Raw genomic sequence first — 16,906 nt, forward strand, 5'->3', positions numbered from 1 at the left:
CTAACGCCTGTGTATGACTACGACCTGTTGGTGCTGGGCTCCGGACCCAGCGGTCAGAAGGCCGCGATCGCCGCCGCCAAACTCGGCAGGCGAGTCGGCATCGTGGACCGCCGCGACATGATCGGTGGGGTGTGCATCAACACCGGCACCGTCCCCTCCAAGACCCTGCGCGAGGCCGTGCTCTACCTGACCGGGCTGAGCCAGCGCGACCTCTACGGCAGCAGCTACCGGGTCAAGGACGAGATCACGGTCAGCGACCTGGCGGCCCGGACGCAGCACGTGATCGCCCGGCAGACCGACGTCATCCGCAATCAACTGGCCCGCAACCGGGTCGCGATGATCACCGGCACCGGACGCTTCGCGGACGCGCACACGATCTGGGTCGACGGCGGCTCCGGCCGCGAGTCCAGAGTGACCTTCGACAAGATCATTATCGCTGCCGGCACGCGCCCGGCCCGCCCGGACAGCGTCGACTTCGACGACCGGACGATCGTGGACTCCGACGGCGTCATCAACCTCCAGGCCGTGCCCCGCAGCATGGTCGTGGTCGGCGCCGGCGTGATCGGCATGGAGTACGCGTCGATGTTCGCCGCGCTCGGCACCAAGGTGACAGTCGTGGAACGCCGGGACCGGATGCTCGAATTCTGCGACGAGGAGGTCGTCGAGTCGCTGAAGTACCACCTGCGCGACCTGTCCGTGGCGTTCCGCTTCGGCGAGGAGGTCGCCGCCGTCGAGAAGCACCAGACAGCGGCGCTCTGCATCCTCAAGAGCGGCAAGAAGATCGTCGCGGACACGGTCATGTACTCGGCCGGCCGGCAGGGCCAGACCGACGACCTCGCGCTGGAGGCGGCCGGGCTGGAAGCGGACCGACGGGGCCGGATCGCTGTCGACGCCAACTACCGCACCCCGGTCGACAACATCTACGCCGTCGGCGACGTGATCGGCTTTCCCGCCCTCGCGTCCACCTCGATGGAGCAGGGCCGGTTGGCCGCGCAGCATGCCTGCGGCGAGCCGATCCGGGAGATGCACGGGCTGCAACCGATCGGCATCTACACGATCCCGGAGATCAGCTTCGTCGGGCAGACCGAGGCGCAGCTCACCGACACCTCGACACCGTTCGAGGTGGGCATCGCGCGCTACCGGGAGCTGGCCCGGGGCCAGATCGTGGGCGACTCGTACGGCATGCTGAAACTGCTGGTCTCCCCCGACGACGGCCGACTGCTCGGGGTGCACGTGTTCGGCACCGCCGCCACCGAGATCGTCCACATCGGTCAGGCGGTGATGGGCTGCGGCGGCACGATCGACTACCTGATAGACGCGGTGTTCAACTACCCGACGCTGGCCGAGGCGTACAAGGTCGCCGCCCTGGACGCCTCCAACAAGATCCGCAACATAACCCGCATAGACGGCTAGTCACTGCCCCCGACCTCCACCAGCTCCGCCAACTGGCTGCGGTAGTTCGGGCAGGTCGAGATGTCCTCGTGTGAGCAGTTCAGCCCGGCCTCAAGCAGGTCGAGCGCCGACCGCAGCGCCGCCATCCTGGCCTGGAGCGCGCTGTGGTTGCGGCGCAGCACGTCCTTGCGGGCGGCCGGGTCGCCCGCGGCGAGGAACGCCCGGATGTCCGGCAGCGACAGGCCGGCCTGCTTCGCGCGCAGAATCGAGGCCACCCGGAACAGGTCGTCGCGGGTGTAGCGGCGACGACCGCCGGTGACCCGGGCGGGGCGGAGCAGGCCCACCGACTCCCAGTGCCGCAGTACGTGCGCCGGCAGGCCGAAGTGGTCGGCCACGTCGCCGATCGTCATCGTGCTTGACTTCATGTCGACATTAAGTCCGACCATGGCAAGCATGTCCAGTCTTCTAGCTGTCCTCGATGCCATCGAGAGCGAGCCTGCGGCCGTCAAACTACGTGCCCGTTCCTACGAGTTGCTCGGTGACCTCACTGGCCGAACCGTGGTCGACGCTGGCTGTGGCAGTGGCCGGGCCGTCGCCGAGCTGGCCGAGCGCGGAGCCCACGCGGTCGGCGTCGACCTCGACCCCGTGATGATCGCCGTGGCCCGCAAGCGCTGGCCTGCCGGCGAGTTCCATGTCGGCGACGCCACCGAACTGCCGCTCGAGACCGGATCGGCCAGCTACTACCGGGCGGACAAGGTGTTGCACGTGCTCGACGACCCGGCGCGGGCCGTGGCCGAGGCGCGGCGAGTGCTCGCACCGGGCGGCCGAGCCGTACTGATCGGCCAGGACTGGGACCTGATCGCCATCGACTCGGACGAGCCGGAAACCACCCGCCGGCTGATCCACGCGAAGGCCGACTCGCTCCCGTCGCCGCGCGTTGCCCGGCGGTATCGCAACCTGCTGCTCGACGCCGGCTTCACCGACCCGACCGTCGAGGTGCACACCGCCGTGTTCACCGACGACACCGCGCTGGACCTGGTGAAACGGATCACCGACGAGGAAACCTGGCTCGCCGGGCAGATCGAGCGCGCCCGCGCGAACCGGATCCTCGTCGTCGTGCCGATGTTCATCGTCGCCGCCCAGGCCTGACAGCGAACGGGGGTCGGCCTCGGTGAACTGCTCCTCGACCGATGTCGGTGCTGCCCGCTACCGTGCCGGCACTGTTGACCCGTGGAGGAAAGAGGCAGTGGTGGGCGCATCCGGGTGGAGCTACTTCGTCGAGTACCAGCCAGACCTGGACGCGGCGTTGGACGCCCTGCGGGACAGGGTTTTCGCGGAGGGCGAGTACTGGTGGGCCCGGGGTGAGACCCCCAACTCGGCGAGCGACTATCCGAACCGTCCGGCCACGATGGAGGAGTTGTTCAACGACGAGTGGGTGCAGGAGTCGGGCACCCACTCCATCCTCGACGTCTACCGGGTCCTCAACGAGGGCGAGAGGCCCGACTACGGCACGGTTGAGCCGGTGAGCGCCGCCGAGGCGCTGCGCAATGTCGGCACCGAGCGGCTCACCCGCGAGCACCTGGACGCCGTCAAGGGGCTGGCCGCACGGAGATGGTTCGGCCGCTGCGCGGTCCTGCACGACGGGCAGGGCAAGCCGGAGGAAATCTACTTCTGGGGCTTCTCCGGCGACTAACCAGAGCACCGGCGCACCACGCCCGGTGATCAAGAGGTTTGCGTCGTCTAGCCTGGCGTGTCGTGACGCAAACTTCTTGATCACCGAGGGCTGGGGGCCGGTGCGAGGTTCGGGATCGCCCCGCACCGGCCGGTGGGGCTTTAGCTGGCTGAGCAGGTTGGGGTCAGGGTGCCGGCGGTGCCGTTGGCCTGGAAGCCCCACTCGGTGAACTGGCCGGCGCCGACCTGGCCGTTGTAGGCGACGTTGGTCCAACTCGTCGAGCCCGTGCTACCACTGCGGTTGGCGTTCCAGGCGTTGGTGACCGTCGCGCCGGACGGCAACGCGATGCCGACCGTCCAGCCGTTGATGGCCGACGAGCCGGCCGTCACCTTCACTGTGGCCACGAAGCCACCCGTCCACTGGTTCACCGACACCGTCGCGGTGCATCCGCCCTGCCCCGGAGGCGGGGTCGTGGGCGGGTCGGTCGGCGGATCGGTCGGCGGATCGGTGGGCGGGTCCGTCGGCGTGGTGCCGTTGTTCAGTGCGGCGAGGACCGCGTCGTACGCCGGCTTCTTGGACCCGTTGCTGTTGAACAGCAGTGGCGTCTGCGACGCGCGCCACGAGTCACTGTCACGGATGCCCCACACGGTGATGCCGTTGCAGCGGGGCACCGCGAGGCAGTCCTCCACCACGCTGCGGTAGGTGGCCGCGGATGCGCCCTGGATGTCCAGTTCGGTGATCTGCACGTCCACACCCAACGCGGCGAAGCTCGACAGCGTGGTGCGGTAGTTGCTCACGTAGGGGGATTCGTTGTTGAAGTGCGACTGGAAACCGACGCAGTCGATCGGCACACCACGGGCCTTGAAGTCGCGGACCATGTTGTACACGCCCTGCGTCTTGGCGTGCGTCCAGTTGTCCGTGTTGTAGTCGTTGTAACAGAGCTTGGCGTTCGGGTCGGCGGCACGCGCGGCCCGGAACGCCGCCTCGATCCAGTCGTTGCCCGTGCGCTGGAGGTTGGAGTCCCGGCGGCCACCGGAGCTGCCGTCCGCGAACGCCTCGTTCACCACGTCCCACGCCACGACCTGACCCCGGAAGTGAGTCGCCACCTGCGTCACGTGGTTGAGCATCGCCGACCGCAGAGCGGTGCCACTCATGCTCTCCATCCAGCCGGGCTGCTGGGAGTGCCACGCCAGCGTGTGACCACGCACGTTCATGCCGCGGCTGCGCGCGTGGTTGACGATCTGGTCTGCCGCTCCGTAGCTGAACTGGCCCTGCTGCGGCTCGGTGGCGTTCATCTTCATTTCGTTCTCGGCCGTCACCATATTGAACTCACGGTTCAATATCGTCGTGTAGGCGCTGTCGGAGAGCTTGAATCCGGCCACGGCCGTACCGAAATAGCGGCCCTTCTCGGCGGCGGAAGCGCCGAGCGTGGTCCCGGCGGCGGCGGGTGCCGTCGCGAACAGCGCCATGCCGGCGGCGAGCGCACCCGCGCCGGCCAGCGCGAGCGCGGCTCTCGATGCCGCCTTCCACTTCGTTCTTCTCATCGTGCGACTCCTTCTGTGGTGATGGGGTGGTGGGGAATCAGGACACCGAGCAGACGGCACCGTTCAGGGCGAACGACGAGGGCTTGCCGGTGCCGCCGGCATGGGTGGCCTGGAAGCCGATCTCGACCGACGCGTTCGGGGCGATGGCGGCGTTGTAGGAGACGTTGCGGGCGGTGACCGCACCGCTCGTCGGGGCGTACTGGGCGTTCCAGCCGCTGGTGATGACCTGTCCGCTGGGCAGCGTGAAGGCCAACGCCCACCCGTTCACGGCGGCCGTGCCGGTGTTGGTGATGGTCACGCTCGTGGTGAGCCCGTTGTTCCAGGCGTTGACCGTGTAGCCGACCCGGCAGGCGCCCGCGCTCGGCGGCGGAGTCGTCGGGGGCGGCGTGGTCGGGGGCGGCGTGGTCGGAGGCGGCGTCGTCGGGGGCGGAGTGGTCGGCGGCGTGGTGCCGTCCAGCCCGAAGAAGCGGATCACCTGCGCGGCGTCGACTGGCAGGTTGTGCGAGACACCCTGCATGCTGATCGCCTCGACCGGCGCCATCGCGCCGCTGCTGCCGTAGCGGGTGCGGGTGTAGCCGGACTGCGGGGTGTCGGTGAACGTCGGGGTCTGGCTCAGCCCGTGCACGTTGGTCCACTGCTTGACCTGCTCACCGAAGTTCGGGTAGCGCAGCGTCTCGTCGTTGGTGCCGTGCCAGATCTGCATCCGTGGTCGCTGGCCGGTGTAGCCCGGGTACGCCTCGCGGACGAGGTCACCCCACTGCTGTGGGGTCTTGATGAGCTGCCCGTTCGCGCACTCGCTGTTCCACTCGGAGCTGCCGCCGGTGGCGAAGCAACCGAACGGCACCCCCGCGAAGGACGCACCCGCCGCGAACACGTCCGGGTAGACGCCCAGCATGACGTTGGTCATCATCGCCCCGGAGGAGGTGCCGGTGGCGAAGATCCGCGCGGGGTCGGCCGAGTAGCGCTGCCGCACGTACTCGACCATCGACATGAGCCCGACCGGATCGCTGCCACCGCCACGACGTAACGCCTGCGGCGAGTAGACGTCCCAGCACTTGCTGCTGCGGGTGGCCGACGGGTAGATCACGATGAACCCGTACCGGTCCGCGAGGGATGCGTACTGGGTGCCCGAATGGAACGCCGGGCCCGTTCCGGTGCAGTAGTGCATGGCCAGGAGGATCGCCGGCCGGGTCGCCACCCGGTCCGGGACGTAGAGGTGCATCTGGAGGTTGGTGGGGTTGGTGCCGAAGTTGGTCACCTGCGTGAGCGTCGCCGCCGACGCCGGTGTGGGGAACGTCAACGCGGCGGCGGCCAGCGTCACGGCCGCCAGCACGACGCCAAGCGTCCTTGTCTTCAGTGTCATCGTCGCGATCCCTTGCGAAAAAGGCGCGTGGAAGGGGACTTAAGTCGAGGACTGCCCTTCGCCCGACCTTGACCGCGGCTCGCGTGACCATGCCAGCTTCAATCGAGACCACTCGATTGTCAAGAGTTCCGGAAACCTTTCGCCGCAACGCATCCGGCGGTCACCTGCGCTCCGATCGGTATCGACGGGCGTGAGCACCGGCGACTGGTGGCGAGTAATTATCGGGACGTTCTCGAAACGTACCGGGCCTACCGGAGACACCACGGGGAGGCCCGACCCGATGGCCGCGCCTCCCCGTCCTGCCGATCAGTAGATGGTCCGCCCTCGCTCGTCGGGCACCCCGGACTTGCGGTGGAAGTACGTGTTGATCTGGTCGCGCCACTCGGTGGCACAGCGCACCTGCTCGTCGAGGCGCTCGGCCACCCGCTCGTACACGGCCGGGTCGATCATCCCGTTCAGAGTCTGCCACCGCCGTCGCATCGCCATCACCTCCTCGACACCGGCGAAGTGGGTGTCGTAGATGTGCTGGATGACTGTCGACCCGCTGTGCAGGACGTGCCCGTACGGCACGTGGTGGAAGAAGAGCAGCAGCTCGTCGGGGCAACTCTGCGGCGACTCGTACACCTGGGCCCAGTACGGCGGGTACTGGCCGGCGAAGCCGGTGCCCGACGCACGGCTGCGGTCCACGCCCACACCGTCGCGGTCGGCGAAGTGGTAGGTGCCCCACCGCGTGTACTCGTACCCGTCGACGCCGGGACCGTAGTGGTCGCCCGGGTTGACCATGAAACCGACACCCAGCGGCGCTGTGTAGCGCTCGTAGGTGCGCCACGAGTCGTCCATGATCTCGTGCAGGGTCCGCCCCACCAGCTCCGGTTCGGCGGTCGCCGACGGCGGGAAGGTCAGCGCGATCCACTCGTCGAGGACCGCCTGCGGATCCAGTCGCGGATCCCAGGCGAGCCGCCCGAACGTGTACAGGTTGGCCTGCGCCAACGGGTGCCCGGTCCAGAAGAGGTCATCGCCCACGTTGGCGACCGCGACCAGACCGCCGCCCGCGCCCGACTCCCCCGCGGCGATGTCGGCGACCGTCCGCCCCCCGGGCCCCCACGGCGCGAACCGCAGCACCTCACCCCACCACGGGCCGAGGTGGCAGACGTGTCGCTGCTGACCGGTGTATTCCTGGGTGACCTGCAACTCCACCGCCAGCCGGGTGGCGGGCATCGCGGCGATCACCGGGGAGACCGGTTCCCGGGTCTGGAAGTCGACCGGCCCGAACTTCACCTGCACGACCACGTTGGTCCGGAAGCGCCCGTCGAGCGGGGCGAAGTGGTCGTACGCGGCGCGCGCCCGGTCGGTGGACCGGTCCCGCCAGTCCTGGTGGTGGTTGTAGACGAACGCCCGCCAGTGCACCACTCCCCCGAGCGGGGCCAACGCCTCGGCCAGCACGTTCGCCCCGTCGGCGTGGTCTCGTCCGTAGGTGAACGGGCCGGGCTGCCCCTCCGAGTCGGCCTTCACCACGTAACCGCCGAAGTCCGGGATGCGCTCGTACACCCTCCGGGTGGTCGCCGCCCACCAGACCCGCACCGCCTCGTCCAAGGGGTCGGCGGTGGACAGGCCACCGAGCACCACGGGCGCGGCGAAGGTGATCGACAGGTGCACCCGGATGTTGTACGGCCGCAGCACGTCCGCGATCTCGGCCACGTCGCCGAGCCGGTCGGTGAGCAGCAGCGCCTCCGTCCGGGCCACGTTGACGTTGTTCACCGAGATCGCGTTGACACCGCTCGCGGCCAGCAGCCGCCCGTACTCCCGGACCCGGGCCAGGTCGCCGCGCGGGCGGCCGTCCTGCCAGAAGATCGAACCGCCCGCGTACCCCCGTTCGACCTGGCCCATCACCGGGTGCACGGCCACGTTGTCCCAGTGGTTCAGCATCCGCCGGCGCAGCGCCGGCCGGTGCCGCTCCGGCGGGCGGGCCGGATCGAAGGCCGCCGCGCAGAGCCGGACCACGTGGAACAGCCCGTACAGCAGGCCGGCGGGCGCGTCGGCCAGCACCACTGTCACCTCGCCGTCGCGGGCCAGCAGGAAACCCTCGTCGCCGAGCGGCTCACCGCCGATCCCGGTCAGCGCCGCCTCGGCCGCCGACCGGGCCGCCTGCACCGCCCGGCTGGGCAGCTCGTCGGCACCGCGCAGGGCGAGCACCAGGTCGACGTCGACGTCCCAGGAGGGTGAGTGCCACACCCGTCCGCCGTAGCGCGCACAGGCACGCGAGACCTCGTCCAGGACGGTGTCGACGAGCAGGCCGTCGCCGTGGACGAGGACGCGGCGCGCGCCGAGCGACCGGAACGCCTCCGGGGGCAGCCAGGCCGCGTGGACGTGCGGCTCGCGGGGTTCCATCGGTTCCTCGACGAACATCAGGTGCTCCAGGTGGACGGACTCCTCGGCGTTCACCCGTCCTCCCGCACGACGACGACACCGAACGCCGGCAGGCGCAGGGCCGAACCGGTCAGTTCCCGGTCACCGGTGACCAGGTCGATCCGGGCGCTGTCGAAGAGACGGTGGTCCTGCTTCCACACGTCCTCGGGCCACTGCTCCGGGTTGTAGTCGCCCCCGAAGGGCACCTTGGCGGTGACGGGCAGGCTCATGGGGTGAACTCCTTCCGGATCAGGTGGATCATCGGGTCACTGACGCGCAGGAACGCGAGGATCGCGACCGAGCCGAGCATCGCCAGCACCGCCTCGGAGAAGACCGCCGTGATCCCGGCCGCCGCGGCCAGCAGCAACGCCGTGCCGACGGTGACACCGGGGGTACGCACGAGGAAGTGCACGGCCAGCCGGAGCACGTCCCGGGTGCGGAAGTCGAACAGCGCGGTGATCACCAGGGCGTTGGCCGCGCAGAGCGTCACTCCCACGGCGAGCAGGACCAGCGGCACCACCCACCAGCCCGCGAGGCCGACGGCACCCCGGTAGGCGAGGTTCAGGGCGAGCACGGTCAGCCACAGCAGCGTCGGCACCCAGACGCGCAGCGTGCCGGACAGGTTCGCCCGGTACCCGCGCCAGAACAGGGCGGCGGGCCGCAGGTCGGTCAGGTCGAGGCGCTGGTGGCGCAGGGCGTACAGGGCGGCGGAGATCGCCGGGCCGACCGGCAGGAGGAACAGCGCGACCAGTGGCAGGTTGCTGGGGTCACGACCCAGCAACAGCAGTGGGAGCAGGCCGGGCACTGTGGTGAGCAGAAGCAGCAACTCGACCACGAGCAGGATGTAGACCCGGGAGGTGATCCGCGACAGCGGCCCGTCGCCGAACTGTCGCCAGACCTGGGCGGTGCCGCTCACTGTTGCTCCTTCCGGTCGGTCCCGACGACCGGCAGAGCGCGGTGGGTCACGCGCGTCGTACCGGCCGGGAGGTCCGGTCGGGCCGCGGGTGCGCCGCCCGACCGGATCTCCCGCTGATCAGCCGTTGTTCTTCTGGAACCGTTCGTACGCCTTGTTGACCACGTCGATGTACTGCTCGGAGTTCTTCGCCTTCAGCTCGGCCACGTACGCGTCCCACTCGGTGAGGGGCCGCTGGCCCAGAGCGAACTTGAGCGTGTTCTGGGTGACGAAGTCCTTCAACGGGGTCTCCCAGAGCGACACCTGCTCGCGCTCCTCGTCGGTCAACGGGGCGGGCGGGGGCACCACCCTGGGCGGGCGGGCGTCCATCACCTTCTGGAACTCCAGCTCCTCCGGGGAGAAGAACCCACGCACCAGGTCTGGGCTGCCACCGTAGGCGAAGACGCCGTTCTGGAAGCCGAAGTCCTTCTGCAGGTGCTTGGGGGCCTTCGGGTTGAGGCCGAGGAAGTCGACTCCGGGGTTGAGCGTGCGCTTGCCGGACGCGTCCTTGGTGAAGGTCGTGCCCTCGATGCCCCAGCGGGCGAACTCCAAGCCGGCGTCGGAATACCACAGCCAGTCGATGAACTGCATCATGGCCACGAAGTTCTTGCTCTCCCGGGCCTTCGAGGAGATCATGATGCCGTTCTCCAGTCGGGGGAACGGGTTGACCTCGCCGGCCGGGCCGATCGGCAGCGGGATCTTGGCCATCTTCGCATTCGGCAGGGTCTTGGCCAGGTCGGGCCGGTGGTTGTTGACCAGCGTCTGCGCGTTGCCGGTAACCACGAAGGACTTGCCGTTGGCGAGCTTCTGGCGTGCCTGGTCGTCGGTCTGGGTGAAGCTCTCCGGGTCGAGCAGGCCCTCGGCGACGAGCTTGTGCAGGAACGTGACCATCTGCCGGTACTGCTCGGACGCCCCGGTGTAGTTGAACTTCTTCGCCGCCGGGTCCCAGGTGGCGTGCTGGTAGTCCCAGCCGGCCTGGGTGCCGTGGGCGGAGCCGAGGATGTTGAGCAGCGCGCCGGTCGGGTTGGGCTTGCTGAAGAGGTCGGAGTACGGGTAGACGTTCGGGTACTTGGCCTTCATCGCCTTGAGCACTGTGTAGAAATCGTCCCAGGTCTTCGGGACCGCGAGGTTGAGCTCCTGCATGATGTCGGTGCGCACCAGCACCGTGTAGTCCTGCGTGGGCTTCTCGTGCATGCCGGGCAGCAGGTAGAACTTACCGTCGGACTGCCGCAGGTTGTCGATCTCCGGCTTGAGGTTCCACTTGGCGATCTTGTCCTTGAGGTTGGGCATCAGATCCAGGTAGTCGCTCACCGGGAGGACCGCCCCGGACGACACGAACGCGTTCTCCTGCGGGTGGTACGTCTTCGGGATGATCAGCGGAGCGTCACCGGCGCCGATGAGGAGGCTGCGCTTCTGCTCGTAGTCACTCAGCGGGACGGCGACCGGCTCGATCTTGACGTTGGTCCGCTTGGTCAGCTCGGACCAGAACAGCCAGTCCTCCTTGAGCGGATAGAAGGTGTGGTTGTTGTAGAGCGTGGAGAAGGAGAGCGCCTCGGTGGCCTTGAACTGGTCGCCGACGCCGTAGTTGGCCATCGCGCCGGCCCGGTTCTCGGAGAGGTCCTTCGACTCGCCGGGGTCCTCGGAACAGGCGGTGGTGAGGCTGAGCGCGAGCACACCCGCGGTGGCTATCGCCACCCGGCGCCACGTCTTGTGGAGCATGGCTCGTCCTTTCGGTGGTGGGGGTGAAGGAAGTGATGCGATGCAGCGCCCGGCGTCATCCCTTGACCGCGCCGAGCATCACGCCGGAGACGAAGTACCTCTGGACGAAGGGGTAGACCGCCAGGATGGGCAGAGTGGTGAGCACGATCGTCACGGCCTGGAGCGTGGCCGCGGCCTGCACGACGTCGGCGTCGGCGGCGCCGGACTGCTGTGCGTCGGTGGCACCCGCGATGAGGTTGCGCAGGTAAACGGTGACCGGCAGCAGATCCTGCTGGTCGATGTAGAGGAACGCGGTGAACCACGAGTTCCAGAACGAGACGGCGTAGAAGAGCACCATCGTCGCGATGATCGCCTTCGACAGCGGCAGCACGATCCGCAGCAGGATGCCGTAGGTGTTCAACCCGTCGACCGCCGCGGCCTCCTCCAACTCGGTCGGCAGGCTTTCGAAGAACGCCTTCATGACCAGCAGGTTGAAGACACTGATGGCGTTGGGGATCACCACGGCCCAGATGGTGTTCTTCATTCCCAGGCTGGTGACCAGCACGTAGTTGGGGATCAGGCCACCGGAGAAGAACATGGTGAAAAGCGCGATGCCGACGAGGACCCCGCGGCCCTTGAGCTGCGGCTTGGACAGCACGTACGCGTAGCACGTGGTCAGCACGATCGAGATGAGCGTGGCGACCACCGTGTACACCAGGGTGTTGCGGTAGTTCGTCCAGAACAGCGAGTCGGACATCACCAGCTTGTACGCGGTCACGTCGAACCCGCGCGGGACGATGCTCACCTTCCCGGCGAGGATGTACGCCTCGTCGCTGAGCGAGCGGGCCACGATGTTGAGGAACGGGTACAGCGTCACGATCACGACGCCGATGAGGACGACCGTGTTGACGATCCGGAAGATCCGGTAGCCCCGGCTGTCCACCGGCCCGCGCGTCTTCGGGGCCTCGCGCTTCGTACCGAGGGTCACCACAGGCTCGTCCCCACCGTGCGACGGGAGATGAGGTTCGCCGACAGGACCAGGATCAGCCCGATCACCGCCTCGAAGAGACCGATGGCGGCCGCGTAGCTGAAGTTGCTGGACTGGAAGCCCATCCGGAACAGGTAGGTGGAGATCACGTCCGCGGTCGGGTACGTCAGCGGGTTGTAGAGCAGCAGGATCTTCTCGAACCCGACGGCCATGAAGCTGCCGATGTTGAGGATCAACAGGGTCACCATCGTGGGCCGGATGCCCGGCAACGTCACGTGCCAGGTTTGCCGCAGCCGGCTGGCTCCGTCGATCCGGGCGGCCTCGTACAGGTCCTCGTCGATGGTGGTGAGGGCGGCGAGGTAGAGGATCGTTCCCCAGCCGACGGTCTGCCAGACCTCGGACGAGACGTAGATGGTGCGGAACCATTCCGCCTGCTGGAGGAACGCCACGGGATCGCCGCCGACGATCCGGACCAGCTGGTTGGCCGTGCCGCCGATCGAGGTGAACTGCATGACCATCGCCGCCACGATCACGATCGACAGGAAGTGCGGCAGGTACGACACCGACTGGACGAACCGCTTGAACCGGCGGGCACGCACCTCGTTGAGCAGCAGCGCCAGCACGATCGGCAGCGGGAAGCAGAACAGCAGGGTCAGCGTCCCGAGCACCAGGGTGTTGGTGAAGACCTCCCAGAACGTCGGGTCGGTGAAGAACATCCGGAAGTACCGCAGCCCCACCCAGTACTCGCCGAAGATGCTGCCGCCCGGCTTGAAGCGGCGGAACGCGATGATGTTCCCGAGCATCGGCAGGTAGCGGAAGACCATGAAGAACAGCAGCGGAAGGATGGCCAGGGAGTAGAGCTGCCAGTCCCGGCGCAGCGCCTGCCGCCAGCTTCGGCGGCGGCGCGGTGAGCGCGGGGCGGGGCTGGGAGCCGCCGCCGGAGACCGGGGCGGCGCCGGCGGCGGTGGCCGCAACGTGGATGTCATCCTCGCCTCCTAGGCGGACTGCGGAACGGCCACGAGGGGCTCGACCCGCACCGACGTGAGCAGCTCCCGGTGGTGGCCGACCTGGCGCTCGGCTCCGGTCAGCAGCAGCGACAGGGCCGCCGCCACATCACCGCTGGACCGGCCGAACCGCAGCTCGACCTCGCCGGGCTCGACGATCCGCCGACCGGACAGCCCGATGAACGACGCCACGTCGGCCGGTACGCCGAACGTCACGTGCGCCACCTCGCCGGGCTCCAACGGCAGTCGGGTGTAGCCGACCAGGCGGACCACCGGGCGGGTGGTCTGCGCGACCGGGTCGTGCAGGTAGAGCTGGACCACCTCGGTGCCGGCCCGGTCGCCGGTGTTGGCGACAGTGATCCGCACCCGCACCTCGCCGTCGGTCGGCCACGCCGCCGGCTGGTCGTGAGTGCCACCCGCCGGCTCGACAACCCTGGCGTCGGACCAGTCGAAGGTGGTGTAGCTCAGCCCGTGACCGAACGGGTAGGCCGGCGTCGGGTCGATCGAGGACACCTTGTTGCGCCGGCCGAGCGGGGGTGCCAGGTAGGTGCTCGGCAGTCCGCCGGCGTCCCGGGGCACACTCACCGGCAGCCGCCCGGACGGGTTGACCGCGCCGGTGAGCACCTCGGCGAGCGCCTGCCCGCCGAGCTGGCCGAGGAAGAACGCCTGCACGACGGCCGCCGCGGCGTCGAACTCCGGGCCGAGCGCGTAGGGGCGGCCGGTCATCAGCACCAGGACGACCGGGGTGCCGGTGGCGAGGACGGCACGGACCAGGTCGGCCTGCACACCGGGCAGTCGCAGGTCGGCGGCGTCGCACCCCTCGCCGGAGGTGCCCCGACCGAACATCCCCGCCCGGTCGCCGACGGCGAGCACGCACACGTCGGCGGCGGCAGCCGCGGCGACCGCGGCCGGGATGCCCGAGGTGTCCTCACCGGTGATGGTGCAGCCCTGCTCGTGGCTAAGCAGCGGGACGCGTCGGGCCAGCTCATCGCGCAGCGAGGGGATGTCCAGGCCCAGCCCGAACTCGCTGTGGTGCACGCCGACGTGGTTGGGAAACGAGTAGCAGCCGAGCATGGCCATCGGGTCGTCGGCGACGGGGCCGACCAGGGCGACCCGGTTGCCGACGGGCAACGGGAGGACGCCGGTGTTGCGCAGCAGGACGACGGCCTCCCGGGCGAGGCGTACGGCGACGTCCTGGCTGGCCTCGTCATCGAGACGCAGCGACGCCACGTCGTCGGGCAGTTCCTGCCAGCCCTCGTCGAGCAGGCCGATCTCGATCTTCTGGATCAGCACCCGGCGCAGCGCGCCGTCGATCAACGCCTCGTCGACCTCGCCACGGCGCACGGCCTCCACCAGCGGGGTGCCGAAGGTGTCCACTGTGGGCAGTTCGACGTCGATCCCGGCCCGCAGGGCGAGCCGTGCCGCGTCGGCGGCGCCGTCGGCGACACCGTGCAGGGTCTCCAGGAAGCGTACGGAGAAGTAGTCGGCGACCACGGTGCCGGTGAAGCCCCACTCGTCGCGCAACAGCCCGGTCAGCAGCCCGTGGTCGGCGGCCACGGGCAGGCCGTCGATCTCGGCGTAGGAGTTCATCACCGAGCGGGCGCCGCCGTGGCGCAACGCCATCTCGAACGGCGGCAGGATGACGTCGGCCAACTCCCGGGGCCCCATCGGCACCGGCGCGAGGTTGCGTCCGCCACGGGAGGCGGAGTAACCGGCGAAGTGCTTCAGCGTGGCGACCACGCCGGCCCGCTCCAGGCCCCGCACGTACGCGGCACCGGTCGTCCCCACCAGGTACGGATCCTCGCCGATCGTCTCCTCGGTGCGGCCCCAGCGGTAGTCGCGGGTGACGTCCAGGACCGGGGCGAGACCCTGGTGTACGCCGGCGGCGCGCATGGACCGTGCGATCCGGTCGGCCATCGCCTCGACCAGGTCGGGGTCGAAGGACGCGCCCCAGCTCAGCGGGGTCGGGTAGACGGTGGCCCGCCACGCGGCGAACCCGGTCAGGCATTCCTCGTGCACCTGCGCCGGGATGCCGAACCGACTGGCGGCCACGATCTGCGCCTGCGAGGCCGCCAGCGACCGGGCGCCGAGCACCGGGTCGACCGGCGCGGTGCCGAAGGGGCGGGTGAGTTGGCCCAGCCCGTGCTGGATGACGGTGCTCCACTGCGGCAGCTCGCTGATCATGTCGGACTGGTGTGGCGCCACACCCTCGCCGGAGGCCTCCGCGCCGACCCACACGCCGACGAGTTGGGCGATCTTCTCCTCCAGCGACATCCTCGGCAGGAGCGCGTCGGCCCGCTCGGCCGGCGTCAGCCGCGGATCGCGCCACGGCGCGGTGTCGCTGTCCCCGGGCAACTGACTACTCATGCCTTGACCCCTCAGCTCCGGCCACGTCCCCGTGCCCTCGTGGAACCCGTTCCGTGGCGGACATTTTCACGATCCGAAACTTTCCGGAAATCCGCGCAACCTTTTCGGCAACCTAAGGTCCCCATCGATGTGTGTCAAGAGTCTCAATCGGACGTCCGACGGCCACATCCTGCACACAGTGACTCTGCCGACAGCACTCCGTGGCGCACGCGCCCCGTACGGGCCCACCAACGGTCGGACCGACTGTCGCACCGGCTGGTGTGGCCGACTGATCGTGTTAAGGTCTGCCGAAACTTTCGGATGCTGCTTGAGGTCGCGATGACAGAGCACCGCCCGCTCGACCCACCCGCCTCCACCACCATCGCGACCATCGCCAACGATGTCGGCGTCTCGGTCGCGACGGTGTCCAAGGTCCTCAACGGACGCGGCGATGTCGCTCCCGGCACCAGAGCCCGCGTGGAGGCGAGTCTCGACCGCCACCAGTACCAGCGCCGCGCCCGCCGGCCCTCGCCCGGCGGAGGACGCATCGAACTCGTCTTTCACGAGTTCGACACGGGATGGGCGATGGAGATCCTGCGAGGCGTGGAGGCGGTGACCACCGCGGCCGGCATCGGGTTGTCGGTCGCCCAACTCGACGGCGCGCACCGCCCGCCGGCCCGATGGCTGGAGGCGCTGCTCGCCGACCGGCCGTTGGGCGTGGTGTTCGTCCTCTCCCACCTGGCCGAGGCGCAACAACAGCACCTGCGGCGCCAGGGCATACCGTTCGTCGTCGTCGACACCGACAGCGCGACCTCGGCCTCCGTGCCCACCGTCGGCTCGAACAACTGGAACGGCGGCCTGCTCGCCGCCCGGCACCTGCTGGATCTGGGCCACCGGCGGATCGCCATCATCTCCGGGCCACCCGACGTGCTCTGCAGCCGCGCCCGCGCCGCCGGCTTCCAGTCGGCCCACGAGGAAGCGGGGATAACGGTCGACCGCGAGCTGGTCCGCTACGGCAGTTTCTCCGCCGGCGCCGGGCACGCCCACGGGCTGCAACTGCTACGCCAGCCGTCCCGACCGACGGCGATCTTCGCCGGGTCGGACATCCAGGCCATGGGGGTGCTCCGGGCCGCACGCCAGTGCGGCCTCCGAGTCCCCGAGGACCTTTCGGTGATCGGGTACGACAATCTGCCCGTCTCCGCCTGGACCGACCCGGCTCTCACCACGATCAACCAGCCGTTGCGCGACATGGCTGGCATCGCCACCCAGATGTTGCTCGACCTGACCCGGGGCAACGAGCCAGCGACCAGCCGCATCGACCTGGTGACCGAGTTGGTCGTCCGGGAGAGCACCGCACCCCCCGCCGACCCGCACTGATCCCGGCCCCCTGCGAGGACCCGTGTCTGACTCCGCCTTCATCCCCGACGAACTCCAGCGGTACGCCCCCGAGGTCGCCGAACCCGACGACTTCGACAGGTTCTGGCGGGACACGCTCGCCGAGGCGGCTGCCCGACCGGTGCTCGTCGACGTCCGGCCGGAGC

Annotated in this window: 15 protein-coding genes; 5 read left to right on the top strand and 10 right to left on the bottom strand. The window is 69.2% G+C overall.

Going from position 1 to position 16,906, the window contains the following annotated elements:
- The first annotated feature begins 9 nt into the window (after positions 1 to 9).
- A complete protein-coding gene (gene sthA / locus KBX34_RS04120) occupies positions 10 to 1,413 on the top strand; it encodes a Si-specific NAD(P)(+) transhydrogenase (protein ID WP_088948621.1) in 1,404 nt (467 codons plus the stop codon).
- Here the strand turns inward: sthA and KBX34_RS04125 are convergent.
- Complete coding sequence (locus KBX34_RS04125; protein ID WP_197699650.1) at positions 1,410 to 1,817, bottom strand: MerR family transcriptional regulator; 408 nt, start codon at positions 1,815 to 1,817, stop codon at positions 1,410 to 1,412. The two genes, sthA and KBX34_RS04125, sit on opposite strands and share 4 nt — an antisense overlap.
- Between KBX34_RS04125 and KBX34_RS04130 the strand changes: the two genes are divergently transcribed.
- Complete coding sequence (locus KBX34_RS04130) at positions 1,804 to 2,541, top strand: methyltransferase domain-containing protein (protein ID WP_307871322.1); 738 nt, start codon at positions 1,804 to 1,806, stop codon at positions 2,539 to 2,541. The two genes, KBX34_RS04125 and KBX34_RS04130, sit on opposite strands and share 14 nt — an antisense overlap.
- Before the next feature lie 100 nt (positions 2,542 to 2,641).
- Positions 2,642 to 3,085: a hypothetical protein gene (locus KBX34_RS04135; RefSeq protein WP_210790116.1), complete on the top strand. Its 444-nt coding sequence runs from the start codon at positions 2,642 to 2,644 to the stop codon at positions 3,083 to 3,085.
- A gap of 140 nt (positions 3,086 to 3,225) precedes the next feature.
- On the opposite strand, the gene KBX34_RS04140 is transcribed toward KBX34_RS04135, so the two are convergent.
- From KBX34_RS04140 to KBX34_RS04180, 9 genes are all read right to left on the bottom strand, one after another.
- On the bottom strand, positions 3,226 to 4,608 hold the full coding sequence (locus tag KBX34_RS04140; RefSeq protein WP_210923358.1) for an endo-1,4-beta-xylanase: 1,383 nt from the start codon (positions 4,606 to 4,608) through the stop codon (positions 3,226 to 3,228).
- Between the two features lie 37 nt (positions 4,609 to 4,645).
- Positions 4,646 to 5,971: a PHB depolymerase family esterase gene (locus KBX34_RS04145; protein WP_210923360.1), complete on the bottom strand. Its 1,326-nt coding sequence runs from the start codon at positions 5,969 to 5,971 to the stop codon at positions 4,646 to 4,648.
- Positions 5,972 to 6,277: 306 nt separating this feature from the next.
- On the bottom strand, positions 6,278 to 8,413 hold the full coding sequence (locus KBX34_RS04150; RefSeq protein ID WP_307871323.1) for an alpha-glucuronidase: 2,136 nt from the start codon (positions 8,411 to 8,413) through the stop codon (positions 6,278 to 6,280).
- Positions 8,410 to 8,607: a beta-galactosidase gene (locus KBX34_RS04155; protein WP_210790119.1), complete on the bottom strand. Its 198-nt coding sequence runs from the start codon at positions 8,605 to 8,607 to the stop codon at positions 8,410 to 8,412. The genes KBX34_RS04150 and KBX34_RS04155 overlap by 4 nt, the downstream gene beginning before the upstream one ends.
- On the bottom strand, positions 8,604 to 9,293 hold the full coding sequence (locus tag KBX34_RS04160; RefSeq protein WP_210923362.1) for a DUF624 domain-containing protein: 690 nt from the start codon (positions 9,291 to 9,293) through the stop codon (positions 8,604 to 8,606). The genes KBX34_RS04155 and KBX34_RS04160 overlap by 4 nt, the downstream gene beginning before the upstream one ends.
- 117 nt (positions 9,294 to 9,410) lie before the next feature.
- Positions 9,411 to 11,048, bottom strand: a complete 1,638-nt coding sequence (locus KBX34_RS04165; RefSeq protein WP_210923364.1) for an extracellular solute-binding protein — start codon at positions 11,046 to 11,048, stop codon at positions 9,411 to 9,413.
- Positions 11,049 to 11,103: 55 nt separating this feature from the next.
- Positions 11,104 to 12,015 (bottom strand): carbohydrate ABC transporter permease, encoded by a 912-nt coding sequence (locus tag KBX34_RS04170; RefSeq protein ID WP_210923366.1) that lies wholly within the window; start codon positions 12,013 to 12,015, stop codon positions 11,104 to 11,106.
- The gene (locus KBX34_RS04175; RefSeq protein ID WP_210923368.1) at positions 12,012 to 13,001 is read right to left on the bottom strand and encodes a sugar ABC transporter permease; all 990 of its coding nucleotides are present in this window, start codon (positions 12,999 to 13,001) and stop codon (positions 12,012 to 12,014) included. The genes KBX34_RS04170 and KBX34_RS04175 overlap by 4 nt, the downstream gene beginning before the upstream one ends.
- A gap of 9 nt (positions 13,002 to 13,010) precedes the next feature.
- On the bottom strand, positions 13,011 to 15,386 hold the full coding sequence (locus KBX34_RS04180) for a glycoside hydrolase family 3 N-terminal domain-containing protein (RefSeq protein ID WP_210923370.1): 2,376 nt from the start codon (positions 15,384 to 15,386) through the stop codon (positions 13,011 to 13,013).
- 318 nt (positions 15,387 to 15,704) lie between these two features.
- Between KBX34_RS04180 and KBX34_RS04185 the strand changes: the two genes are divergently transcribed.
- Together KBX34_RS04185 and KBX34_RS04190 are read left to right on the top strand one after the other, a co-directional pair.
- A complete protein-coding gene (locus tag KBX34_RS04185; protein WP_210790130.1) occupies positions 15,705 to 16,742 on the top strand; it encodes a LacI family DNA-binding transcriptional regulator in 1,038 nt (345 codons plus the stop codon).
- A 22-nt stretch (positions 16,743 to 16,764) separates the two neighbouring features.
- A partial coding sequence (locus KBX34_RS04190) for an acetylxylan esterase (RefSeq protein WP_210923394.1) occupies positions 16,765 to 16,906 on the top strand: 142 nt, incomplete at its 3' end.

It is taken from the genome of Micromonospora sp. M61 (genome assembly GCF_018070245.1).
GTDB lineage: Bacteria > Actinomycetota > Actinomycetes > Mycobacteriales > Micromonosporaceae > Micromonospora > Micromonospora zamorensis.